Source organism: Paenibacillus sp. JT22N1, from assembly GCF_059692155.1.
The window spans coordinates 123831-147269 of the sequence record NZ_JCAUAW010000016.1; the positions used below are offsets into that span (position 1 = coordinate 123831).

Genomic DNA, 23439 nt, shown 5'->3' on the forward strand with positions numbered 1-23439 from the left:
CGGAACGGTTCTATGCGATGACGATTTTCTTTCAGTTCATCTCTTTAAGGCGAAGAACTGAGCCCTACTAGATGACTGATCTACTCCTTATTTGGATCCCTCATGCTCTTGCGTGCCACCCCTGTACGATAGGCTGCTTCAACAACAGCCTCCCTTACCTTCTCCACCACTTTCTGGTTAAAAACGCTGGGGATAATATAAGTTTCGTTCAATTCTTCATCGGTTACTACGGATGCAATGGCCTTAGCAGCCGCGAGCTTCATTTCCTCATTAATCTCACTCGCCCTGCAATCCAAAGCACCGCGGAAAATACCGGGAAAGCAAAGAACGTTGTTGATTTGATTCGGCTTATCAGATCTCCCCGTAGCCATCACTCTCACATATGGCTTGGCAAGCTCGGGATCGATCTCCGGCGTTGGGTTCGCCATCGCGAAGACAATCGGGTCCCTCGCCATGGATCGGACATCATCTACCGTTAAAATGTTCGGAGCGGAAACGCCAATGAATACATCCGCATGTTGGATAACGTCGGACAAGCTCCCTGCTTCCAAGTTCGGATTCGTCATCTGGGCAAACTCGGTCCAATGCGCATTGTCGTACTGTGTATTTCGGTTAATGGCGCCATAGCGGTCCACCCCGATCAAGTTACGCACTCCGGCGGCGAGCAGCATCTTAGAGCAAGCGATACCTGCCGCCCCAATGCCGTTAACAACAACTTTAATGTCCGACATTTGTTTACCAGTTATTTTCAACGCATTCAACAAACCAGCTAGCAGCACGACCGCCGTGCCGTGTTGGTCATCATGAAACACGGGAATATCGAGTTCACGCTTCAGCCGTTCTTCGATCTCAAAGCAGCGAGGCGACGATATGTCCTCTAGATTGATGCCTCCAAACCCCGGAGCTATCGCTTTGATGATGCTGACGATTTCGTCCGGGTCCTTCGTGTCAAGGCAGATTGGGAATGCATCCACGCCCCCGAATTGTTTGAACAGCATCGCCTTGCCTTCCATCACCGGCATCGCGGCCATCGGTCCGATGTCGCCAAGCCCAAGTACAGCTGTACCATCCGATACCACCGCGATCATATTCCGTTTGATCGTAAGCAAATAGGCTTTGCTTGGCTCTTCCGCAATGGCGGTACAGATTTGAGCGACCCCAGGGGTGTACACCCGAGACAAATCATCACGGTTTTTGACTGGGATTTTCGAATTAATCTCAATTTTCCCACCTAAGTGGACAAGGAAGGTCCGGTCCGATACGTGAATCACCTTTACACCGCTTAAACTTTGAAGAGACTCGCCGATAAGCTGGCTATGTGTTTGATCGAAAACATTCACAGTAATATCTCGGACAGTACTCGTGCGGCTGGAAGAAATGACGTCTATGCCTACAATATCTCCTCCTGTCTTTTCTATCGTAGCCGCGATATCGCCGAGCGAGGTTAATTCTTTATCGATTTGAAGCCGAAAAATCATATAAGTCGTTGCACCGCTTGGAACTGACATGTTCCTGTTCACTCCCTTTAATTTTGCTCTTGTTAAGCTTTACCTTCAAGTAACTCAGCTCCCGCGATCCCCGGGTTTGTCATCTCATATGGATCGAGAATAATCTGCAGTTCCTCTTCCGTCAGAACATTATAGATCAGACAGAGCTCTCTAACAGGCTTTCCTGTTAAAATGGCTTCACGCGCGATTCGCGCCACTACTTCGTAGCCGAGATGTGGATTAAGCGCCGTAATCACGCCTACACTTTGCTCCACATATTGTTTGCAGCGCTCCACGTTAGCTTCGATCCCTTCCAAACAATGCACACGGAATGCTTGGAATACTTGATTCATCATGCTAAGCGATTGCAATAAATTGAACACCAGCACAGGCTCCATCACATTAAGCTCAAGCTGTCCCGCCTCGGACGCCAGACATATCGTGTGGTCGTTGCCGATGACCTGGAATGCTACTTGATTGACGACCTCTGCCATTACGGGATTCACCTTGCCCGGCATAATCGAAGAACCCGGCTGGCGCGCAGGCAGCTGAATCTCCCCGAGCCCAGCGCGAGGTCCTGAAGCGAGCAATCGCAAGTCGTTGGCAATCTTGGACATATTGATCATGCACACCTTCAATGCAGACGACACTTCGGTGTACGCATCCGTATTCTGCGTCGCATCCACCAGATGCTCGGCATTGATAAGCGGCAATCCACTCAGCTCGGCAAGCACTTCCACAACCCGTTTAATGTAGCGCGGGTCTGCATTTAGGCCAGTTCCAACGGCTGTTGCGCCTATGTTGACTTCATATAAATGATCACGTGTTTGCTTAATCCGCTTAATATCGCGAGCCAGCACTCGACTGTATGCCTCAAACTCCTGTCCCAGTCGAATGGGTACGCCGTCCTGCATATGGGTCCGGCCCATTTTGATAATACCGTCGAATTGAACGGCTTTGATGCAAAACGCCTCGAGCAGCTCTTCCATCGTCACAAGCAGCTTCTCAATCTGAGAGAGTGTGGCAATATGAATCGCGGTCGGAAACGCATCATTGGTTGACTGAGCCATATTCACATGTGTATTGGGACTTACTGCAAAATAATCTCCCTTAGTACCCCCGAGCAGCTCGATAGCCCGATTGGCGATAACCTCGTTGGCATTCATGTTGATGGACGTACCTGCTCCGCCTTGTATCGGATCGACGATGAATTGATCGTGCCATTTCCCATCTATAATTTCCTGTGCCGCTTGAACGACAGCATTCCCGATTCGAGGGTTTAACTGCCTGATCTCCATGTTCGCTACTGCTGCCGCTTTTTTCACAGTCGCCATTGCACGAATTAATTCTTCATGAATGCGGTAACCTGTTATCGGGAAGTTTTCGACTGCACGCAGTGTTTGAATCCCGTAATAAGCATCTATAGGCACTTCCTTTGAACCAAGAAAATCTTTTTCCACCCTTAGCTGAGCTGTTGTCATTGTCTTATCCCCCAAGTGATTTCAATTACGCAGCTTTCTTAACAGACTCTACATATTGCTTTCCTTTTTTCTTATCGTACTGCCCTTCCCACTTCGCCATAACAACCGCGGCAATGGAATTACCGATCACATTGACTGCCGTACGGGCCATATCCAGAATACGGTCAATACCTGCAATAAAAGCAAGCCCTTCTAGCGGAATCCCAACCGATCCCAGCGTAGCCAGCAGCACGATAAAAGATGCACCCGGCACACCGGCAATTCCTTTGGATGTGAGCATAAGAGCAATCATCAAGGTGATCTGAGCGCTGATCGACATGTCAATGCCATACATTTGAGCAATAAATAGAGCAGCTATGGCTTGATACAGCGTAGAGCCGTCCAGGTTGAACGAATAGCCCGTAGGTATGACGAAAGAGGTGATAGCCTTCGGTACACCGAATTTCTCCATTTTCTCCATCATCTTAGGCATTGCCGTTTCAGAGCTTGCTGTTGAGAAAGCGAGGATCAGCTCGTCTTTTAGAATGCGAATAATGGTCATTACACTGGTGCCGCATAACTTCGAGATCAAGCCGAGTACGACGAACACAAACAGGAACATCCCGAGATACACAGCAAACACCAACTTACCAAGTGGAACCAAGGAGCCTACCCCGAATTTGGATACCGTCACACCAATCAATCCGAAAACACCAAGTGGTGCGAATTTCATAATTTGGTTGGTCACCCAAAACATCGATTCTGAGAGTCCCTGAAAGAAGGATAGAACCGGCTTCCCTTTCTCACCAACTGCGGCAATACCCAAGCCAAGAAATACCGAGAAGAAAATAATGGCCAGCATATCACCTGCAACCAATGATTCAAACACGTTTTTCGGAACGATATTGACGAACGTATCAACGAAGCTGTGACTGGTCATCTTCTCCGTCGCATCGACGTACTTGCTAATATCCGTCTTTGCAAGCGCAGACATATTGACGCCCGCTCCAGGCTTCAACACATTGGCCACGACTAATCCAAAAATAATGGCGATCGTCGTTACGATTTCAAAATAAAGAATCGTCTTTCCGCCAAGCTTGCCCAGCCTTTTCATATCCCCAACGCCCGCTACTCCGACAACAAGCGAAGAAACGACGATAGGAACGACAATCATTTTAATCAAACGGATGAAAATATCGCCCAATGGCTTTAAGTAGCTCTCAACAGTTGGGTTTCCAAAAAATATAGCTCCTACGATAATCCCCAAGATGAGACCAAACAAAATTTGAAATGCTAATCCGAACTTTTTCATGATGATTCCCCCTTTTGTTAAGCGCTTTCTTTTTCATGAAAGCTTGGTGGTGCTTTAATAGATTTCATCTTAGTGGGGAATCTACAGAAAGCTAGACGAATCTACAATTTCTTAATAATTTTTTTTCAAAAAAATATACGTATGTAAAAGCAAGCTATAGGTATAGAAGGAATAACGCAAACTATGTCGAATGACTTTTACTTCATGTGAGAAGGAGGGAAACAAGACACTTTGAAGGAAAAATGGTTCCTGCTTATACTCATGATCATTTCGGTTCCGATCGCAGGTGAGTTGAATTTCTATCCGTTTCGAGATGAGTTTCGGGTTAGTTTAGGCACCCCCACCTTCTTCCTTTTCCTGTTGTGGCTGCGGACTCCTTCCCCTCTTCTCTCAGGTCTTCTTGTCGGGATATCGGTTGCGCTCTTTCGCACAGGGCTTCAGGCGTTCCTTTACTCGGATTGGGACTGGTCCGCTTCCTTTCATCATCATTATCCGGTATTCTTCTACTACCTGACCTATGGAATCGTCTTCACGGCGGTTCGTATGAACCGGTATCATAATCGGCCGCTTATCGTCGGCTTTCTCGGCGTTTCGATTGAAATCGCCGCGACGTCGGCGGAACTTCTATTTCGATACTCATCCATCGCCGAGATGACTTCCCTTACCACCTGGAATCAGATTGCATTAATTGCTTTTTTTCGCAGTTTTTTCGTGCTAGGTATTTTCAATATCGTGAAGTTGCGACATTCGAGGGCAGCTGAAGAGCAGCAGCGTAAAGAAAACGAGAAGATGATCATGCTTATCTCCGAGCTCTATGAAGAATCTATTCAGTTGAAGAAAACGCTGCACAATGCGGAATATATAACGCGGGTTAGCTATGAACTGTATCAGTCTCTAAAGGATGCGCATCTTCCGGGACTCGATGACCTGTCGCAAAAAGCGCTCCGAATCGCTGGTCAGGTTCATGAAATCAAAAAAGATAATCAACGGATTTATGCGGGGTTGTCCGGTTTAATTTCACATGATAGCGAGTACTTACCAATGGATGAATTGTCCGGAATCGTCTTACGTTCTAATGAGAAATATGCCAGATCCCTCGGCAAGAAGATTGCATTCTCACTACAGATAGATGGCGAATGTCCATCATGTCACGTGTATGCCACCTTATCCTTGCTCAATAACCTAGTGACTAATGCCGTTGAAGCAATTCGTGAAACGGGCTATATCAGGATTAGCGTAATACGAAACGGAGATGATATCGTTATCAGTGTAGTTGATAGCGGTCCGGGTATTGCGCCTAAGTATCAGGATCGGATCTTCATGCCAGGGTTTACTATGAAATACGATGAATCCGGCAACCCTTCCACGGGTATAGGACTCGCTTACGTGAAACAAGAAGTCGAGCTGCTTCATGGAACCATACGGGTTCAAGCCGGCAGTGACGGAGTTGGTGCTAATTTCATCATCACATTGCCAGTGAGCCAGATAGGAAAGGAGGAATAGAATTATGCGTTTTTTTATTATCGATGACGATCCGGCCGTACGTTCCATGCTGGAGCATATTATCGAGGATGAGGATTTAGGAACTATCGTAGGTGAGGCCCCAGATGGTGCGCACATTGACAGTGATCTACTAGCCCTCAAACAAGTAGATATCGTTCTCATCGATTTATTGATGCCTGATCGTGACGGCATAGAAACCGTTCGTGAGATTTCCGGAAACTTCGAAGGCAAAATCATCATGATTTCTCAAGTAGAGTCGAAGGAAATGATTGGGTTGGCTTATTCCTGCGGAATTGAGTATTACATCACGAAACCGATCAACCGATTGGAATTAATCGCCGTTATTCGTAAGGTTTCCGAGCTGCTTAGGCTGCACCAATCTATAAGAAACATTCAGAAATCACTAAGTGCCATCGGCATGAACGGCGTCCTTACGGAGAAAGTTTCGTCTTCCAGTGCAAAAACGATAGTAACAAGCGGGAATTATGTCTTATCCGACCTTGGATTAATCGGCGAGTCCGGCTGCAAGGACTTATTGGAGATGCTTGATTATTTGTATCGTACCGATATGTATCAACCGCTCGCGCTTAACTTTCCGCCGCTTCATGAAATTTTTCAAAAAGTTGCCGAGAAAAAATTAGCCCCCTCAGCCTCCGACAGCGATTTGAGAAAAGAAGTCAAGGCAGCCGAGCAGCGGGTACGACGGACTGTGAACCAAGCGCTAACAAACCTAGCCTCCCTTGGATTGCTTGATTATTCGAATCCGAAGTTTGAGGAATACTCGAATAAATTTTTTGACCTCAGCGATGTCCGCAAAAGAATGAGGGAACTGGAGAATAAAGAAGATGAATCTCAGAGTATAATCCGACAAAATACCAAAAAGTTTATTCAGGTGCTTTATTTGGAAGCCAAAAGATTGATTAGCCAGCAGTGAGGAAGTTCCGAATAATTTGACCCAAAAATCGTAAAAAAAAAAAAAAAAAAAAAAAAAAAAAAAAAAAAAAAAAAAAAAAAAAAAAAAAAAAAAAAAAAAAAAAAAATGGCAGAGCAAGAATAAACCTTGCACCACCATTTTCTACTTTTCTAACATAAAGGAGCCTTACTATACTCGATAGTTATCGCTTCTCCAGCTCTTGATCGACTTCTTAATCGCGTCAGGTGACAACTGCTCCGCGGCAGCTTTCTTACAAAGTGTAGGAAACTCCTCATCGGAAGCAAAACGCAAAGCCGTAATTTGCCCCATCGTGAGCTTGGCATCCAGCAGCTTCTGGGTCAACACAAAGTGCCTGAGATTCTCTTCTGCCCGTATCGCGCGATCCTGCGCTTTTAACGGATAGGACCGTACAAGCAGGAATACAATGACTAAAATAATAGAAATGAGCAGAAAAATAACCGCGGGCAGCACATCTGCCCCAGATTGCACTGACCTAACGAGCTGAGTAAGTGATAAAATCACTAAACCAAGCGCCAGTACACTGTAAACAAAGTGAAACAGCGGATGCATTCTACGATGATTCGCATAGTTTTGATTGTCGTTATTCATGATTTCCCCACAATCTCATCAATCTCACTTTTTAATAACAGGTAACGATGCACACTTCTCATAATAGGCACTTTGGTTAACTTGTTTTTGTCCACATAGAGTTTCATTTGATCTTTGGAGAGACCCAATGATTCTCCTGCCTCCATAACCGTTAATACGACTTCATTACTAGTAGCGTTGAACGTTGACTTCACTTTTTGATTCCAGTCTTCAAAAGTATTCATTTACTCGCACCCTTCTAATTCCGTTACTTTGATTATACCACAGAAATTAAAAGAGGCATCATCCAATTAGCGGATACTACTTGACGTCCTCATCATTTAAAAGCTCCAGCAGCGCTTGTGGCAAGGCAAATTGCTGGTTGTTAATGATAATTCGATTCAACTTATCGTCCATTGTTTCCGATTGCTCTTCTTTTATAACTTCAATTTCGGCATGCAAGCGTTCCATTTGCAGATCCAACGCTGACGCGGCTGCAGCCGCTTGCTTTAATTCATCCAGAAGCCGTGCTGGTACAGCTTGATTGCCTTGATTAAACTTATAATAGATTTTATGCTCCAAACTTGCCCAAAAGTCCATCGCAATCGTTCGAATCTGAACTTCGATGCACACACTTTCTAGTCGATCCGACAGATGTACAGGCACTTCGATGATCAAATGAAGACTTTGGTAGCCATTAGGCTTCGGGTTCTTAATATAATCTTTCTCATCCAGCACTTTAAGGTCGCTTTGACTCTTCAGCATCTGGCTTATGACATAAATATCAGAGACAAACGAACACGTAATCCGCATACCTGCAATGTCCTTAATACTCTCCTTAATCCCTGAGAATGAGAGATCTCCTCCCTTTCTATTGAGCTTGTGAAAGATACTTTCCGGAGACTTCAAGCGCGATTTAGTATGTTCAATCGGATTATATTCATGCAGCATTTCGAACTCCTGCACGAGAATTTCAATTCTGGTCTCTATCTCATCCAGTGCGAACTTATACGTCATCATAAATCGTGTCAGTTCGTTCTTGAATCGTTTTAAATCATTGATCGAAAGTTGATTCATCATAGTTGTTTCCATCCTTTGGTCGTGGTTATTTTACCAGTCCTAGCTAGTGTAATTCACATGTGTCACTCGGCGCAAATTTGGTGTTCTTATTGACATCTTCCATGGCGTCTTGGTATAGTACTCCTATCATATTCGAGTGAATACTTACGACGGAAGCACCCGTAAGATAAGGCCGATGGCCTTTCTTGCAGGTGCTTTTTTTGTTGTATTTACATCGCATTTTCAAAATTGAAGGAGGTTGTCTATTGAAAAATTTCACTGCTTTGCTCACCGCTTTAGCCCTCGCCTCGGCCATTCCAGCAGAATTGGCTTCAGCCGCTTCATTCGAAATCACAACCACGATTCAATCCTCTCTCGACAAAACGATTGCCGGCGCGACTCAAACTCAAGCTAATAGAATCAATTCACTTTACACCGAATTCCTCACCCTTCAGAAACAAGAACAGGACTGGGACGCCAAGATCAATACGCTGCATAGCAGAAATAAGGATACATCGGCTGAGCTGGGCAAGCAGGCCAAAGATATCGATTCCGCCAAATTGGCGAAATTGGAGGAGGAGATCACACGAACGAGAGCTCGGCATCAGCCCTTATTATCTCAATACGCCGCGCTAAACAAACAGATCGAAGCCGCCCGATCACTGAAAAGTAAAAGCTTGAGCGCCCTGCTAAGATTCCAAGCTGCTGCTATGAAAATCCCCGTACAACTAGCTCGTATCGACATCAGCGCCAAGGTAAAAGCTTCCCAAGCTGCTAAAGACAAAGCATCCAAGGCGACGAAAAAAATCCGCAGCAGCCTGAATGACATTGACCCCATAAACGTACAGATCAAAGCTAAGCAAGGTGCTATCAAAACGATCCAAAACAGCCTCTCCCCGATATGGACCGCATTTAAACAAGGAGCAAAAAAAGAAGATACGAATGCTGTTCAAAGCTCACTCACCTCCATGATTTCTCTATCCCGTCAAATGAATGCAGAAAAAGAAAGCATCTTTAAGCTTGAAACGAAGATAAGTGAGGCACTCACAGTGATTAAGGCTCAAATCCCTTAATGCGACAGCTACGTTAGCCTACACGAATGATTTTAAAACAAATGGAAGCATTTCTGCTATCACTATCAAATAGAAACGTGTATACTCTTCCCTCGCTGTAACACCCATATAAATCAAAAAAGCACCCTCTCAGGTGCTTTTTGTGCGAGCTAGCAAAGTGCCCATTAACGTTCCCACTTAACTTACCTTACAAGACTTCTGGTTTGAAATACGGGGGCGCTTTTAACCACCCTTTTCTCATTAATAAATCTTTTAACGTTATTGCGTATGTAAACTTCTTCATCTGATATTTGGCGAACAACGCCGCAACATCCGGCCGTACTGCCTCTGTCATGCCCCTACAAGCATAATTTATTCCCAGTACAATATTGAAGCTGAGAAGACTCGCTATTTCCTCATCAGACAGTTTGGATCCCTCCGGAATATTCCGAAAATCGCCAATCGGTTTATCTGGTGATGTCTCGGGCATCGGAATGCCTTCTGCTTTTAAAAACTCAATTAACTCTGCAAATATTGGACCATGAACATCGTTAATGACTTCTTTCAGCTTCTCCTTAAGTTCCAGGTCCTCTACAATATTATAAGATACCTGTTCTCCGCGCATGGTTTGATCTGTTGCAGTCAAATAAAACCAAAGATTCATGACTTCTCCTACGTTTAAAGGCGGCTTTTCACCATCCAGAAAAGGCTTAATCGCATCATTAAGTACTTCCATGATATTCATGTTCGCAGCTCCTTTTTGCTAGTTAGCGTTCCCATCTGCCTGGTTTTTATTTCAAAAAATTACTCCCATGGATACTGCGTTACCAAATAATCAGCGAACTTCTTGCTTTCCTCACGGCGGTGTTTCCTCATTTCAGTTCTATGTTCAGCTGTTTCATGCAGCTTTTTTTCTTCTTCAGTCTCAGGTATTATGCGAGGTACAAGTATCGTCTTATTCTGCTCATCCAAGGCAACAAAAGTAAGAAAAGATGTCGCGGCGATCTTCCTCTCACCACTTCTTAAATCTTCTCTGATCACTTTCACAAAAACCTCTATCGAACTCTTGCCCGTCCATGTAATGAAGGACTCTAGAGAAACAGAATCAGTTGGCCTAATAGGGTGTAAGAAATCAACGGAATCCGTAGAAGCTGTCACTGCCGTCACACGACATAATTTGCTAGCAGATATTGAAGCAATATCGTCGATATAAGACATTAGCTTGCCTCCAAACAATGTATTATGGTTATTGACATCCGTTGGAAAAACTCTGGAAACTTTAAAACACCGCGTTTCTCTTACATATTTCTTTTCCAACATATTCACACAACTTTCTTACAGAATGTAGTCCCTTCGGACATTTTTCCCCGTTCATGATGCCGCTATGCTTTGATTAAAAAACACTACCCAATTCATATGAATGGATAGTGTCTTATTAGGAAGATATTCTCCCCCCGCCTTCGCTTGGGTCTAGATTTTAACAGATTTTCCACCTACAGAGGAAAGCCTGCTATCTCTTTTCTTTAAAGTCCCTATCACAATACCAACCGTGGTAAGAATAAAGGCCACAACGTGAATCCAACCAATTTTTTCATCCAAAAAAATAATTCCCCCAACCATACTGGCAAAAGGCAGCCCGTTTAGGAACATAGCTGTTTTATTGGCACCTAGAAATTTAATACCATGATTCCACCCTAGTGTACCCAGTGAAGATGCTACCCAAGCTGACATCAACATAACAGCCCAAGCCATGGCTGGCAAATGAATCTGAGCATACGACGAAGGCCCAAAGAAAATCACTGACCCCAGATTTAACATGACTCCCCCAATTAGCGTGGAATAGGTAGTGACAACTAAAGTTGGCATGGAGGTTGTCGACAACTTCTTGATGAACAATGCACCAACAACATAAGCCAACATGGATAGAAGCATGATGACATCTCCCCATCCAGATAAACCAACCGAACTATCTGCCGATTTGGAAGTAACGACCAAAACGACCCCTGTGAATCCAAAAAGAATGCCGAGGCCCAATCTCATACTGAATTTTTCCCCAATGAAAATGGATGCAAGCAGCGCGGTAGTTAGCGGGTTTAATCCTAGTATCAGCGATGCGTTTGTAGCTGTAGTTGTTACAACCCCGTAAGCTAAAAACAACTGATGAAAGAAGATAGATGTTAGTCCTATAAGAAAAAGAAGTCCCCACTGCTTTGCATTGGGTTTATAGAATCCATACTTTTTAAATACAAACGGAAGCAACACAATTCCAGCGAGCGGTATCCTAATTGCGGCTACAAGCATGGGCGAGATAAACTGTGTAAGGTATTTTACCATTACAATATTTAAACCCCATGAGATGACCACCAAAGCTAGGATGAAATAAATGGTTTTCTCTGACTTTACCAAGTTGATGCACGCCTACCTCTCTATCGATTATCGACTAATATTATCTTATTACACCACAAAAAGACACCTAAGACGGTGTCTTCTTGTACCTATCATCTTACTACACTCTTTGCTTCCATTCTAATGGATCATGTAGTAACTATAGTTTCCTACTAGCGTTTAATTCATAGTTACTTCTATGAAACTTTTTAACCATATCTTTATAACAATTATTTTCTTGTTCACTCAAACCAAACTGATTATCTTTAATAATCAGATTTCCAATGATACGTTTCAAAATTTCGCTCCTGCGTCCTAACATCTCTGTATAGTTCACTCCTGCCAACTCCTTGCTTATTTTCATTTCGCATCGGTCCTATTAAGTATAACAAATAGCGTTTTGGGTGAAAAACCGTCTATGGCTACCTAAAGCCAAGTATTCCGCCCTAAGAATGGATTAGACTTAACCAAGGCTATGTATTCGAAAACATCCTGCTCTATCCTCCCAATTAAGTACCTCATAATGCAAAAGACACCCTCACGGGTGTCTTTGATCCACAATTCACCGCTGCGTGAAGGTTGTCTCGTGGGAAGTTAGACGGAACGATTAACAGGATGCTCAGAAAGAATGGAGCCAACCAAACTCCTCACACTGGGGTGTGGCGATTGAAAAAACTCCGATTTATCTTCGCACAGCTCGACCACTTCCCCCTTCGAGCTGCTTTTTAGATTTACATATCTGTGCATAGACGAGCTAAATGAATCATATTTATCAAAAGAGAATCCCCTGGAAGGATGCGATTTACTACATATGGAACACCTTTTACCACTACAAATAGAACTTATTCTACAGTTTGGCATTGTCTTTTTTTGGACAATCGCTTATATATGGATCATTTATAAAGGGTTCCGGGATCGAACCTGCGGAATGCCAATAGTCGCCCTATGTGCCAATATTACTTGGGAATTTCTGTTTTCCTTCGTCATGCCTTTCAACCCACTTCAGCAAATCGTAACTCTACTATGGTTTTTATTAGACTGTATCATCCTGTTTCAATTTCTCTTTTATTCAAAAAACCTATCTCCAAAATGGCCTACAAAACCTATAATCCTCTCCTTACTTGTCATTGCTCTGCTGCTTCACTACGGAATGGCTATCGAATTTCATGATCCTGAGGGCAAGTATTCCGCATTTGGAATCAATCTAATGATGTCCATACTTTTTATAAAAATGCTGCTACAACAAGATCTACACGGCCAATCCATCTACATCGCCTATTCTAAAATGGTCGGCACCCTGTGTGCATCTATTTGGTGCTATTCCCTAAACCCGCATTCAATCTTGTTAACTATGATGTACATACTTATTTTTATTCTAGACGTCGTTTACATCTTGTTGGTTTATAGCAAGTCAGTAAAGATCATTCATAGATCCACAATAACTCACCGTTCCATCTATTAATGGGCTATAATCTTCCATTGACAAATGTATCTATAGCTGCAACCTGAGCATTGGATATGTAATGAACCATTCCTAAGTCATTAGCTTCTTGTACATCAGCAAGTAACATTTTTGACGCTTCATTCTGTTCCCCATCTAGTGCTTTCTTCATCAAATCACCGTTCGGTAGTAGACACAGAAGAAAAAAAAGAGCTGCAAAGAAGTGAAGAAATCCTATAATCTTGTAGCCCAAGGAGGACATCCTTGGGCTATTTTTATTTGGAAGGATGACTGAAATGAAAGTTGCCTATCTCATTTTAAACAAGCTATCTTAAGAAACATATTAGATCAGTATTTGGTGACTATGTCACTGAAGATCGATTCGAATCCCTATAAATTAATAATAGATCCATCAAATTTTTATGGGAGGTTAACAATGAATCATTATTACAACCGCTCGAATCTAAAACGAATTCCTGAGCTTATGAAGCTCGCCCCACAAGCTGCCGCTTCTTTTTTGTCCTTTGAAAGGGACGTCTTTCATTCTACAGATGCCATACCTTTAAAGATGAAAGAACTAATTGCTGTGGCCATTGCCCACGTGACGGGTTATCCCTACTGTATTGATGTACATGTAAAAAAGTGTAAAGAGCTAGGTGGTACGAAAGAAGAAATCTTAGAGGCAATTTTAATTGCTACGTCTACGCGAGCAGGGGCTATTCTCAGCCATGCGACACATCCCTTAATAGCATTCGAGGATAATCCAGAACAGTTATCTGAACAAACAACAGACCAGCAGTCCTCAGTTCCTGATTGCTTCTGTTAATGAAGTGATACCTGTATTCAGATAACTGCAGAGGCAGGTTCGCTTCCGCATATTATTGAATCATGTGTCTCTTCATCATCTTCGCGATATGGTATAATGAAAACCTATTTACTTGTCAAAACCTAATGTTGGGAGAATATAATGACACATACCAGTAATTCTTCACCTCATATAGATCCAATCAACAAAAGGGTTGTACTATATGTTGTCGTTTTTTTAATAATCGCTATTGTTGGTTTAACGTATGTGAAATGGTGGCCTTACTATCATAAAGCATTCGATGCTGCAACTAAACATTCTATAGGGTCGTCCATAATTTCTGGTAAAAACCCTACAGCCCCCGTCCCTTCTTGGCAAGCTGCATGGGATTATGCGCTTACTTATTACAAATCGGTTTGGAAGGCAGCGCTGCTAGGCATTGTCCTTGGTTCATTGTTGCAGATACTTCTACCGTCTACATGGCTTCTGAGGGTGCTTGGTAAAACTTCTTTCAGAAGTACTTTAATCGGAGGATTTTCCTCCCTACCAGGTATGATGTGCACATGCTGCGCAGCGCCACTTGCAGTTGGGTTGCGTAAAAAGAATGTATCCGTTGGCGCAAGCCTAGCTTTCTGGCTTGGAAATCCGACCATTAACCCAGCAACCTTGGTGTTTATGACCTTTGTTTTGTCTTGGAAGTTCACCTTAATTCGGTTGATATTTGGTTTAATATTAACCTTTGGAGTAAGCTATTACGCCAACCTTTTTGCTGGAAAATCGAAACTTCCAGAGAATCTAACGGTTAAAGCAGAGGAAGTAACAGAAGAAAAATCTGGCTCATTCATACAAAGATGGTTCAAAAGTATGTGGTCGATGATTCTTCATATTGTTCCAGCTTACATCATCGCGGTACTTTTGTTAGGAGCAAGCAGAGCTTGGTTATTTCCTGCGGTTGGGGAAACTGCAGGAAATAGTATTCTTCTTATTATTGGTTTTGCTATTGCAGGTATGCTGTTCGTAATCCCCACAGCAGCAGAGATACCGATTATCCAATCTTTAATGTCCTTTGGCCTTGGGACAGGTCCCGCAGCCGCATTATTGCTTACGTTGCCTTCCATCAGTTTGCCTTCTCTGTTAATGATTTCGAAATCATTTCCTAAGAAAGTCATTCTGTTTGTTACCATTTCAGTAGTTGGGCTCGGTATATTAAGCGGCATAGTCGGTGTTATAATTCTTTAAAATTTACCATTCGAATAACAAAAAGCTTCATCTAGCAAAAACTGTTAGATGAAGCTTTTTATTTAGTTCATTACAATTTCCGCATTGAGTACATCGTCCAGTGGAATCCAATCTATGCCCTCTTCGTGAGAGACCTTTAATCTTCGCAATTCCTGATCGATCTTGGTAATTAGACCGGAGATTATATTCTGGACATCATATTCGGTAAAGCTAGCATTATGATATACCAATAAACATCAATAATTTTTTCTTAATATCTGCTTTTGGTTATATTCTCGGCTATGTAGTTTGCATCAGCTCCAACGCCACCGATTAAGGCAGAACCTCTTCTATATTGCCACGGCAATCCCAAAAAGTATAATCCTTTGCCTTTGAAACTCCTCTGCTTGAATCGGCTTCCCTTTTTCGACGCAAGAGAAATTGAACATATTCTGATCAATCATGTAGGTGCTGATATAGAACAATAAGATCGTACTTTCCCCTTTTTGTAAACAATTTATTTACTTAGTGATAATACTCCAAATACATATGTACCCTACAATTGAGTTATCTTATTGTGGCGGAGGCATCGAAATATGACAGCAAAAATAGTCCTTGTATTTGCCTGTATGTTATTCCTATCTGCCTTTGGTGTCAGTGCATCAGAAAGTCATATTGTTCGTCTGTACTCACCAGAACTTTATAGCTCAACCGAACAATTTGAATATGAATTTGAGTGGCAAAATGGCAAAATCATAGCGAATCCTTAATAATAAGTAATTAATTATTCCACCTAAAGTAGAATTAAACATACGTTTGATACGAGTTCATAAAAGCACCCACTTGGGTGCTTCTTCATTTTGTTTTTAAGTGTCGGTTTCCCCTCTTAACGTAATCCAGAATCTCCTAACAATATTTCCATCATCTTCGATAAACTCTGATTCAAAGGTGCCACCCTGCTTGAGAATTGTCTTCTCAGAACCAATGTTGCCTTTATCGCATACCACTAGTACTTTATCCAAGCCCATCGATATTGCTATTTGTAATGTCTGGTGTAGCAAGGCACTCGCATACCCTCTTCGTCTAAAGGAGGGCCGTATTCCATAACCAATATGACCACCGCTATTTAGAAGCTTTTGGTTCAATCGGTGACGAATGTTTACAGCCCCCACTAGAAAGTTCTCTTCATTTAATAACCAGTAGGTTGAATGGGGAACCCAATTAGAAGTGACTAATTTCTTTTCACTGTCTTCCGAATAGAGAAATTCTAGCATTGTATGGAAATCACTAGGATCTTTTTCAACAACCCAAGGCACGATATCTTCACCACTGCTGATCCAGTCTTTATAGAACGATAAATACTGATCACGGAATTCCATTGAAGGTTTAATTAGTCGGACTTTGTTCATTCGATTCATCTCCTGACTGTTAAACTAAAATTCTCCCCCAGCGCATTCAAGAAGCTATATCTCAGTCACAGCAACGTTATGATAGTTTTCTATCGGCACCGATTTTATGCCCACATGTGTCATTGATTATTTTAAAGTTATCCACTTATTCAAACGAACTACGCCCTTTCATTGTCAAAAAGCGTGATTATTTCTGTGTTTTTCGCTCAATTCAATGTAATCCAGTTCATAGCGATTCATCCACGTTTGGATTTCTTCTTCTGCAAGCTTTTTTTCGAACTTGTTCCACTCGTCCCAAATATCCAATTCATAAAGCGTATCCTTAAACCTTCTAAAAGGTTTATTACCATCAAGAGCATCAAATAACTTATCTTCTGGATCAGATTCAGTACGTTGAGCAAACTTCGTCATCACATAAAATGCCTCATTTGAATCAATCTTTGGAATGTCGATATAACGTTCTTCGTTTTCCTCATCATCCCAGTCAATGCCCGGTTCCCCTGTGTATGCTTCATCCATATCCAGAATGACTTGCCCAGTATGCAGATCCAAATAATACGGGTGCTCAAAGTTGTTATCCAAGTAAGCGTCAATTAGCTCGTCTATTAGATTCATTTCGATCAACCTCGTTTGAATTTTATGATCCCATTTTAGCAGAATCCTGTCAGATTGAACAAGATTAAGCCGATAATCAAGAAGACCGAAAGATTACTTATTGAATGTCGTACTTTTCACTTCATTCTTGGTAATTTCATGACTTAATCTTTTGCAATTCATCCATGAAAGCAGGTCTATTCGGATAAACAAGACGAAACTGTTGTATTAACTTTTCTGCATGAGCCGATCCCTTGGCTTTGATCAGTTGACGGATAATTTGACACACCTTCTGATACTCTTTGCGATTAGTTGCTCGAGCTGCTTGCTCCACAATGTGTTGGACAAACAATCCAAAAACTTCTTCTGCATGCTCGCCTACCAGATGCTTATAAAAGTCCACTACATAACTTTTATGCGTTTGGACATAATTCAGCAGTCTCCGTGTCTCTTTCTCTTCTATAAGTAATTGGGTGTATAAGGAATTTACACGCCAATTTCCTCTCTGATTATTTTCTAGTTTGCTTAAAATCCTCTCATAAACAGATGACCATTCATCCTTGCTAAATAATTCTTTTAATTGCACGTAATAGGAATACTCACCCGATACTAGAAATTCCTCCGCCAGCTTTTTTTGATGTTCAACTTGGTGTGTAAGCTGATATATTTCATAGCGATATCTTTTCCACTGATCAACCAGACCCGGATAACCTTTTCTTGTATCATGACGCTCGCCTTCCTCGGCTAACTGCAAAGCCTTATCATATTGCTGATGTTCCATAGCAGTAACAATCGCCATTTTACGAAAAGCGGTAAATTCGAGATGATCTTGTGAAAATTTCATTGCTTGTTCATCACCATCAAACTTCTGAATCATTTGATACCTGAGCCTAGCAACATTTTCAGCAAAATACGATCTATATGAGGAATTTCGTGTCTCTTTCTCTTCTAATTTCACTACTTGCTGTTCCCACTCTGTCCTCTCCTTATCATTCTTTATCAAACATGCACCACTTTCCAAAAGGGATAATTGCCACTCACTCCATCCTTCGAGGTTCGGATGAAATGCCTCTTTGAGAAGCAGCTGCAGCATGGCGTGTCTATCTATTTCGAAATTGCTTTCGAGATCACATGCCACATCATGAACTAAATCCATACACTGTTGAATCATCCCACCTACAATGCCATCAGAGTCATCACACGACTGAAGCAATTCCCCCATCTCATGCAAAATGCAAAAACTTATTTTAACAGCAGACAGGTGCTGCCCTTTTTCCAATTTTTCCTCGGCTTTTTCAATAACTAGTTCAGCACCAGTTACAGCAGCGGACACATTGCGATAAGGCACAAAACCATTTCGGTCAGAGTTCTGCTTCACATAGGATCGAATCATTTTTTTATATTGAGCTAACCCCTCGTCACTGCCGGAGTCATGAAATTTCAGAGTAAGCATTTGCTCTACTTCCTTAATCTCTTTCGAAAAATGGACAAGTAACGCAACCAACTCCTCTTTACTAAGCTTAGACAGTTCGTCAGATAAACTTACTTTACGTGAGGGCTTAGATTTAGAAGGATCCGAGGCTGTTTCCCTATCAGATAGCTCGTCTCTAATTTCCAAAAGCACAGCAGCCACATGCTTACATATTGCCCCCATGTCGTAAGGGCAGTCGCACGCTGTATATACCACTTCACCGCGGGAGCCAAGATGAACCTCCACATCGTAAAGCTCATTCCCCTCAACTTCAGCTCGGTACAATCCTGGCCCCACCTCTTCAATGGATAAAATATGACCGTTCTCTCGATACCTTTCCCCGCGCTCAAGAATGATAGGATCTATGCTATTCTCAATTACTTTCAATTTCATCTATGTATCCCTGCTTTCTTAACTATATTATCTATTTAAATGTTAAATGAAATGAGCCGTTCACGTTCTCATTTTCTCAAATATGTCTCTTCTTGCCTACTATTTTTCATGGAGGGGACTATTTAAAAGTCAAATGAACTGGTTTATTAAGCAAACTCCACGTCAACAAACTATAGCAGTACACTCCAATGCCGTGCTCCCTCCGCTTACGCTCCAGTCCGCGCGGACTGAACCCTCGAGGGGTTCTCCTCCCTATACCCATACAAATAAAAAAAGCACCCTCATCGGGTGCTTCTTTCATTGTATGGAGGTGAGGGGAGTCGAACCCCTGTCCGAAAATATCGCCACACAGGCATCTACGGGTGTAGTCACAGTTTTGATGTCACCCGAGCAGCGCCCCGTAACCGGCTATGCGTTGGGTCAGCCTGATTGTCTTCCTACGTCCGACCCCAGGCGGAGACCAAACGTCGTATCCCACTATAGTTGAGCCCCTATCCCAGTCACATGGGCGATGCTGAGGAGGAGCACGCTAACAGGTTATTAAGCTGCTAAAGCGTAGTTGTTTTGTGTTTTGCCATTTAATAGGCTTTAGCGTTTTATAGTGGACGCGGCCCCACTACCCGCAACCCGTGCCCAAACTATCCCCGTCGAATCCAAGAACACCCCCGGATTGCCTTCGTTACCGTCATAGACGGTGAAGGTAAAAGACGTGCATGTTGAGCCAAATTGCTTTCAAATCTTTGCTGCTAAATTAGTATAACACATGCTGCTGAAAAATGAACGACTAGGTTCATGGAAGTTGAGGTGTTGCCTTCCAGTATGGGTTGACCACCTATCTGGCAATCTTCTGCTTCTCACGCAGGGCACGTTGAATGTCTCGCTGTGCATCTTTTTTCGCTGCGGATTCACGCTTGTCGAACTGCTTTTTCCCTTTGCCTATGCCAACCAAAAGCTTGGCGTAACCATTTCGGATATACACCTTCAGTGGAACGAGGGTATAACCTTCTTGCTTCGCCTGCCCTAGCATCTTGGCAATCTGCGCCTTTTTTAAGAGCAGCTTCCGCGTCCGTGTTGGATCTTCCGGATTGCTTCGGTTGCCTTGATCGAAAGGACTAATGTGCATGTTGTGTACAAATGCTTCCCCATTGCGAATAGTCGAAAAGCTATCGCCTATGTTTGCTTTACCTGCCCGTAAGGATTTGATCTCCGTGCCGGTCAGGACAAGACCGCATTCATACGTTTCTTCAATAAAGTAGTCGTGTGAAGCCTTTTTGTTCTGGGCGAGTAATTTGCCATCTGCCTTTTTCGTTGCCACGTGAGACCCTCCTCCCGCACGTTCAATGCAGGTAAATACTGCTACAATGTGCATCCTATTGTAGCAAGATCAAGGCGGAAAAGCAAGAAGCGGCGTTATCTCCGCCGCTTCTTGCTACCATCGCCGTCGTCACTCCGACGACGACCACCCTTGGCGAGCGCGTTCACGCCGCTCGCCCAATCACTACCGCCTGTGCTGCGCTCAGCAGCAGGCGAACCACCACCCGCTTGGGCTTCGCCCCCAAGCGCAATCCCACCGCGGCCGCGCTTGCTTTCGCCGCGAGCAGCTCCGCTCTCTGTCCGCCCCGCGCCGACAGATTCAAGCCTTGCGCTCAAGCTGCCGCCTTCGCTCAGCTTAGGACCGCCCGCTTTGCCGCGGCCAGCTCCACCTTTGCCGCGCTTCTCGCTCCACGGCGTGCTCCCTGCCTTACCGCGCCGGGATTTGCCTTGTCCTGCTCCACCTTCTGCACGTCCTGCTCCACCTTCCGCTCGTCCAGAGCCTTCACCGCGACCTTGCCCTGCTCCGCCTTCCGTGCGTCCAGCAGCTTCTATTCTCCGAGCTGCGCCACCTGCAGTACGTCCTGAGCCTCCAGCACCGCCACGCCCTTGACCAACTCTTTCAGCTCTTTCCTTACCTTCAGCCGTACCCCCGGCTCCTGCTCTTTCCTTGCTACGCTCTCCACCAGCAGCACCAGCGCCCTGAGCTTTCGCATAGCCGCCCTTGCCTTTAGCGGCAAATCCGCCTTTATCGGATCCCCCGCGGAAGCCTTTAAACCCAGCCGCACCCTTAAATGGAGGTTTTCCACCGCGGTTTGAACTTCCGCCACCACGATTAAACCCGCCCTCTTTGCGAGGCTTCATATCGAGCAGTTCAAAATCAATCGTATGCTCATCCATATTGACACGAGCAACGCGAATCTTGATCTCATCACCGATTCGATAGATCTTGGATGTACGTTCACCTATGAGAGCAAACTGTCTCTCATGGAAATTGTAATAATCGTCTGTCAAATCGCTAAGACGAATCAAACCTTCAACCGTATTGTCGAGCTCCACAAACATTCCGAAGCCGGTAACGCTGGAGATAATACCTTCGAATTCCTCACCGACTTTATCCAGCATGTATTGAGCTTTCTTCAGCGCTTCCGTCTCGCGTTCAGCATCAACGGCAACTCGCTCACGTTCCGAGGATTGCTGTGCAATATCACTCATCCGCGAGGACAAATATTCATGACGCTTATCGGATAACGTACCCCCGCTTTCCAGCACTTCGCGAATCACCCGATGAATAATTAAATCGGGGTAACGGCGAATTGGCGATGTAAAGTGTGAATAAAATTCCGCCGCCAAACCAAAATGCCCCAAACTCTGCGCATCATAGCGAGCTTGTTTCATGGAGCGAAGCATAATTTTACTAAGAACCGTCTCTTCAGGAGTCCCTTTAATCTCTTCCAAAAGCGCCTGCAAAGCCCGTGGATGTACCGAATTCCCTTTACCTTTAACCGAGTACCCGAAGTTTGTCACAAACTCCATGAAATTCATCAACTTTTCAGCATCAGGGTCTTCATGAACACGGTATAGGAAAGGTACTTTCATCCATGAAAAATGCTCAGCAACCGTTTCATTGGCGGCTAACATAAACTCTTCGATCATCATTTCTGCGACGGAACGTTCTCTTTTCACAATATCCGTAGGCTTGCCTTCGGAATCGACGATAATTTTAGACTCCTCAAAGTCAAAATCTATCGCCCCACGCTTCATCCGTCTGGAACGCAGCCTTGCAGCCAGCTCTTCCATTCGTTTGAAATCTTCCATTAAGTAGTCATATTTCTCGACAATCTCCGGTTCGGCTTCACCCGTCAGAAGCTTACGCACATTCGTATACGTCATGCGTTCGCTAGTTTTAATAACACTCGTGAAAATTTCGTGGTTCACTAGTTTTAAATCCTCATCGAACTCCATCTCACAAGACATGGTTAAACGATCTACACGAGGGTTCAACGAACATATTCCGTTAGACAATCTATGAGGCAGCATCGGAATAACACGGTCAGTCAAATACACGGAGCAGCCGCGATTATATGCTTCAATATCCAGCGCAGTACTTTCCCGGACATAATAGCTCACATCGGCGATATGAACACCCAAACGAAGATTCCCGTTTTCCAAAAGCTCCACATTTACCGCGTCATCCAAGTCTTTCGCATCTTCACCATCAATTGTTACAATGCGCTTAGAACGAAGATCCCGCCGTCCTTGACCAATAATCTCTTCTTCACTGATCGAATCCGGTGCTTTCTCAGCCTCTTCAATAACTTCCTCTTTGAATGCCTCAGGCAGTTGGAATTTACGTACGATGGCAAGGATATCAACGCCTGGATCATCTTTGTGACCGAGGATTTCGATAACTTCCCCTTCAGCCGCAGAACGGCCCTCTGGGTAGTTAACAATCTTGACAACGACTTTTTGCCCCGTAACAGCTCCCATGAAGGCATGCTGAGGGATGAAAATATCCCGAGACACACGCTTATCATCCGCAATAACGAACCCAAACGTCTCCTGACTCTGAAAAACACCAACAATTTGCGTATTCGCACGCGTAATAACTCGTACGACTTCGCCTTCCAGACGGCCTCCGCCTTGACTCCTTGCGGTTACCTTTACGAAGACAATGTCACCATTCATCGCGGTATTTAGATCATGTGCATTAATATATACGTCCGGGTGGTCTCGATCATCTGGAATTAAGAAACCGAAGCCTTTGGCATGAGCTTGCAGCTTACCTCTCACCAAATTCATTCGTTCAGGAACACCGTAGCGGTCATTGCCGCCTCTGACAATGTGACCACTTTCCTCTAATTGATTTAACAATTTAATAAAATCCTTAAACTCATTCGCACTTTCAATTCCAAAATGCTTCTCAAGTTCTTTATAGGACATAGGCTTATAAGCCTCTTCTTGCATCAAACTTATGATTTCTTTATCTGTCATCATACTCTTCACCTTCTTGTTGT

At 43.7% G+C, this 23439-nt stretch carries 23 protein-coding genes, 1 other RNA gene and 1 pseudogene; 7 read left to right on the forward strand and 18 right to left on the reverse strand.

Features of this window, described 5'->3' with window-relative positions:
* Nucleotides 1-80 precede the first annotated feature (80 nt).
* From AC58UU_RS27970 to AC58UU_RS27980, 3 genes are read right to left on the reverse strand one after another with little or no spacing between them, the layout of a single operon-like run.
* The gene (locus AC58UU_RS27970; RefSeq protein ID WP_497320512.1) at nt 81-1508 is read right to left on the reverse strand and encodes an NAD-dependent malic enzyme; all 1428 of its coding nucleotides are present in this window, start codon (nt 1506-1508) and stop codon (nt 81-83) included.
* Between the two features lie 32 nt (nt 1509-1540).
* Nucleotides 1541-2968 (reverse strand): aspartate ammonia-lyase, encoded by a 1428-nt coding sequence (aspA, locus tag AC58UU_RS27975; RefSeq protein ID WP_497320514.1) that lies wholly within the window; start codon nt 2966-2968, stop codon nt 1541-1543.
* 25 nt (nt 2969-2993) lie between these two features.
* A complete protein-coding gene (locus AC58UU_RS27980; RefSeq protein ID WP_497320515.1) occupies nt 2994-4259 on the reverse strand; it encodes a cation:dicarboxylate symporter family transporter in 1266 nt (421 codons plus the stop codon).
* A gap of 231 nt (nt 4260-4490) precedes the next feature.
* Between AC58UU_RS27980 and AC58UU_RS27985 the strand changes: the two genes are divergently transcribed.
* Together AC58UU_RS27985 and AC58UU_RS27990 are read left to right on the forward strand one after the other, a co-directional pair.
* Nucleotides 4491-5762: a sensor histidine kinase gene (locus tag AC58UU_RS27985; protein ID WP_497320516.1), complete on the forward strand. Its 1272-nt coding sequence runs from the start codon at nt 4491-4493 to the stop codon at nt 5760-5762.
* Between the two features lie 4 nt (nt 5763-5766).
* Nucleotides 5767-6696: a DNA-binding domain-containing protein gene (locus AC58UU_RS27990; protein ID WP_497320517.1), complete on the forward strand. Its 930-nt coding sequence runs from the start codon at nt 5767-5769 to the stop codon at nt 6694-6696.
* A gap of 168 nt (nt 6697-6864) precedes the next feature.
* On the opposite strand, the gene AC58UU_RS27995 is transcribed toward AC58UU_RS27990, so the two are convergent.
* From AC58UU_RS27995 to AC58UU_RS28005, 3 genes are all read right to left on the reverse strand, one after another.
* A complete protein-coding gene (locus AC58UU_RS27995; RefSeq protein WP_497320518.1) occupies nt 6865-7305 on the reverse strand; it encodes a DUF6526 family protein in 441 nt (146 codons plus the stop codon).
* On the reverse strand, nt 7302-7529 hold the full coding sequence (locus AC58UU_RS28000) for a DNA-binding protein (protein WP_497320519.1): 228 nt from the start codon (nt 7527-7529) through the stop codon (nt 7302-7304). The genes AC58UU_RS27995 and AC58UU_RS28000 overlap by 4 nt, the downstream gene beginning before the upstream one ends.
* A 76-nt stretch (nt 7530-7605) precedes the next feature.
* Nucleotides 7606-8361 (reverse strand): GTP pyrophosphokinase, encoded by a 756-nt coding sequence (locus AC58UU_RS28005; protein WP_057302645.1) that lies wholly within the window; start codon nt 8359-8361, stop codon nt 7606-7608.
* Between the two features lie 248 nt (nt 8362-8609).
* Between AC58UU_RS28005 and AC58UU_RS28010 the strand changes: the two genes are divergently transcribed.
* Nucleotides 8610-9416, forward strand: coding sequence for a hypothetical protein (locus AC58UU_RS28010; protein WP_497320520.1), 807 nt, complete (start codon nt 8610-8612; stop codon nt 9414-9416).
* 187 nt (nt 9417-9603) lie between these two features.
* On the opposite strand, the gene AC58UU_RS28015 is transcribed toward AC58UU_RS28010, so the two are convergent.
* The 4 genes from AC58UU_RS28015 to AC58UU_RS28030 form a co-directional block, all read right to left on the reverse strand.
* Nucleotides 9604-10140, reverse strand: coding sequence for a DUF3231 family protein (locus AC58UU_RS28015; RefSeq protein ID WP_497320521.1), 537 nt, complete (start codon nt 10138-10140; stop codon nt 9604-9606).
* Nucleotides 10141-10199: 59 nt separating this feature from the next.
* On the reverse strand, nt 10200-10712 hold the full coding sequence (locus AC58UU_RS28020) for an acyl-CoA thioesterase (RefSeq protein WP_497320580.1): 513 nt from the start codon (nt 10710-10712) through the stop codon (nt 10200-10202).
* Nucleotides 10713-10865: 153 nt separating this feature from the next.
* Nucleotides 10866-11801: a DMT family transporter gene (locus AC58UU_RS28025; protein WP_497320523.1), complete on the reverse strand. Its 936-nt coding sequence runs from the start codon at nt 11799-11801 to the stop codon at nt 10866-10868.
* A gap of 139 nt (nt 11802-11940) precedes the next feature.
* On the reverse strand, nt 11941-12117 hold the full coding sequence (locus AC58UU_RS28030; RefSeq protein WP_261303643.1) for a hypothetical protein: 177 nt from the start codon (nt 12115-12117) through the stop codon (nt 11941-11943).
* A gap of 474 nt (nt 12118-12591) precedes the next feature.
* Between AC58UU_RS28030 and AC58UU_RS28035 the strand changes: the two genes are divergently transcribed.
* Nucleotides 12592-13242, forward strand: coding sequence for a transmembrane-type terpene cyclase (locus tag AC58UU_RS28035; protein ID WP_497320524.1), 651 nt, complete (start codon nt 12592-12594; stop codon nt 13240-13242).
* Nucleotides 13243-13246: 4 nt separating this feature from the next.
* Here the strand turns inward: AC58UU_RS28035 and AC58UU_RS28040 are convergent, their stop codons facing one another.
* On the reverse strand, nt 13247-13474 hold the full coding sequence (locus AC58UU_RS28040; protein ID WP_497320525.1) for a hypothetical protein: 228 nt from the start codon (nt 13472-13474) through the stop codon (nt 13247-13249).
* A gap of 183 nt (nt 13475-13657) precedes the next feature.
* On the opposite strand from AC58UU_RS28040, the gene AC58UU_RS28045 reads away from it, so the two are divergent.
* Together AC58UU_RS28045 and AC58UU_RS28050 are read left to right on the forward strand one after the other, a co-directional pair.
* Nucleotides 13658-14047 carry a carboxymuconolactone decarboxylase family protein gene (locus AC58UU_RS28045; protein WP_497320526.1) on the forward strand — a complete coding sequence of 130 codons (390 nt, stop codon included), beginning with the start codon at nt 13658-13660 and terminating at the stop codon, nt 14045-14047.
* 141 nt (nt 14048-14188) lie between these two features.
* Nucleotides 14189-15265: a permease gene (locus AC58UU_RS28050; protein WP_497320528.1), complete on the forward strand. Its 1077-nt coding sequence runs from the start codon at nt 14189-14191 to the stop codon at nt 15263-15265.
* A 250-nt stretch (nt 15266-15515) separates the two neighbouring features.
* On the opposite strand, the pseudogene AC58UU_RS28055 reads toward AC58UU_RS28050, so the two are convergent.
* Nucleotides 15516-15632 (reverse strand): annotated as a pseudogene (locus AC58UU_RS28055) (oxidoreductase); the annotation flags it as partial.
* Between the two features lie 208 nt (nt 15633-15840).
* Between AC58UU_RS28055 and AC58UU_RS28060 the strand changes: the two are divergent.
* Complete coding sequence (locus AC58UU_RS28060; RefSeq protein ID WP_497320529.1) at nt 15841-16014, forward strand: hypothetical protein; 174 nt, start codon at nt 15841-15843, stop codon at nt 16012-16014.
* 96 nt (nt 16015-16110) lie between these two features.
* Here the strand turns inward: AC58UU_RS28060 and AC58UU_RS28065 are convergent, their stop codons facing one another.
* The 6 genes from AC58UU_RS28065 to rnr form a co-directional block, all read right to left on the reverse strand.
* Nucleotides 16111-16653: a GNAT family N-acetyltransferase gene (locus AC58UU_RS28065; protein ID WP_497320530.1), complete on the reverse strand. Its 543-nt coding sequence runs from the start codon at nt 16651-16653 to the stop codon at nt 16111-16113.
* Between the two features lie 174 nt (nt 16654-16827).
* Nucleotides 16828-17268, reverse strand: coding sequence for a UPF0158 family protein (locus AC58UU_RS28070; RefSeq protein ID WP_497320531.1), 441 nt, complete (start codon nt 17266-17268; stop codon nt 16828-16830).
* A 136-nt stretch (nt 17269-17404) separates the two neighbouring features.
* Nucleotides 17405-19111, reverse strand: coding sequence for an SWIM zinc finger family protein (locus tag AC58UU_RS28075; RefSeq protein ID WP_497320533.1), 1707 nt, complete (start codon nt 19109-19111; stop codon nt 17405-17407).
* A gap of 302 nt (nt 19112-19413) precedes the next feature.
* Nucleotides 19414-19778: a transfer-messenger RNA gene (gene ssrA, locus AC58UU_RS28080) on the reverse strand.
* Between the two features lie 165 nt (nt 19779-19943).
* Complete coding sequence (smpB, locus tag AC58UU_RS28085) at nt 19944-20426, reverse strand: SsrA-binding protein SmpB (protein WP_047679001.1); 483 nt, start codon at nt 20424-20426, stop codon at nt 19944-19946.
* Nucleotides 20427-20521: 95 nt separating this feature from the next.
* On the reverse strand, nt 20522-23419 hold the full coding sequence (gene rnr, locus AC58UU_RS28090; protein ID WP_497320535.1) for a ribonuclease R: 2898 nt from the start codon (nt 23417-23419) through the stop codon (nt 20522-20524).
* Nucleotides 23420-23439 lie beyond the last annotated feature (20 nt).

What these genes read in the sequence shown, in the direction of transcription:
- AC58UU_RS27970 (WP_497320512.1), bottom strand. Translation starts at nt 1,508, where the DNA reads ATGTCAGTTCCAAGCGGTGCAACGACTTATATGATTTTTCGGCTTCAA.
- aspA (WP_497320514.1), bottom strand. Translation starts at nt 2,968, where the DNA reads ATGACAACAGCTCAGCTAAGGGTGGAAAAAGATTTTCTTGGTTCAAAG.
- AC58UU_RS27980 (WP_497320515.1), bottom strand. Translation starts at nt 4,259, where the DNA reads ATGAAAAAGTTCGGATTAGCATTTCAAATTTTGTTTGGTCTCATCTTG.
- AC58UU_RS27990 (WP_497320517.1), top strand. Translation starts at nt 5,767, where the DNA reads ATGCGTTTTTTTATTATCGATGACGATCCGGCCGTACGTTCCATGCTG.
- AC58UU_RS27995 (WP_497320518.1), bottom strand. Translation starts at nt 7,305, where the DNA reads ATGAATAACGACAATCAAAACTATGCGAATCATCGTAGAATGCATCCG.
- AC58UU_RS28000 (WP_497320519.1), bottom strand. Translation starts at nt 7,529, where the DNA reads ATGAATACTTTTGAAGACTGGAATCAAAAAGTGAAGTCAACGTTCAAC.
- AC58UU_RS28005 (WP_057302645.1), bottom strand. Translation starts at nt 8,361, where the DNA reads ATGAATCAACTTTCGATCAATGATTTAAAACGATTCAAGAACGAACTG.
- AC58UU_RS28015 (WP_497320521.1), bottom strand. Translation starts at nt 10,140, where the DNA reads ATGAATATCATGGAAGTACTTAATGATGCGATTAAGCCTTTTCTGGAT.
- AC58UU_RS28035 (WP_497320524.1), top strand. Translation starts at nt 12,592, where the DNA reads ATGGAACACCTTTTACCACTACAAATAGAACTTATTCTACAGTTTGGC.
- AC58UU_RS28045 (WP_497320526.1), top strand. Translation starts at nt 13,658, where the DNA reads ATGAATCATTATTACAACCGCTCGAATCTAAAACGAATTCCTGAGCTT.
- AC58UU_RS28050 (WP_497320528.1), top strand. Translation starts at nt 14,189, where the DNA reads ATGACACATACCAGTAATTCTTCACCTCATATAGATCCAATCAACAAA.
- AC58UU_RS28060 (WP_497320529.1), top strand. Translation starts at nt 15,841, where the DNA reads ATGACAGCAAAAATAGTCCTTGTATTTGCCTGTATGTTATTCCTATCT.
- AC58UU_RS28065 (WP_497320530.1), bottom strand. Translation starts at nt 16,653, where the DNA reads ATGAACAAAGTCCGACTAATTAAACCTTCAATGGAATTCCGTGATCAG.
- AC58UU_RS28070 (WP_497320531.1), bottom strand. Translation starts at nt 17,268, where the DNA reads ATGAATCTAATAGACGAGCTAATTGACGCTTACTTGGATAACAACTTT.
- AC58UU_RS28075 (WP_497320533.1), bottom strand. Translation starts at nt 19,111, where the DNA reads ATGAAATTGAAAGTAATTGAGAATAGCATAGATCCTATCATTCTTGAG.
- rnr (WP_497320535.1), bottom strand. Translation starts at nt 23,419, where the DNA reads ATGATGACAGATAAAGAAATCATAAGTTTGATGCAAGAAGAGGCTTAT.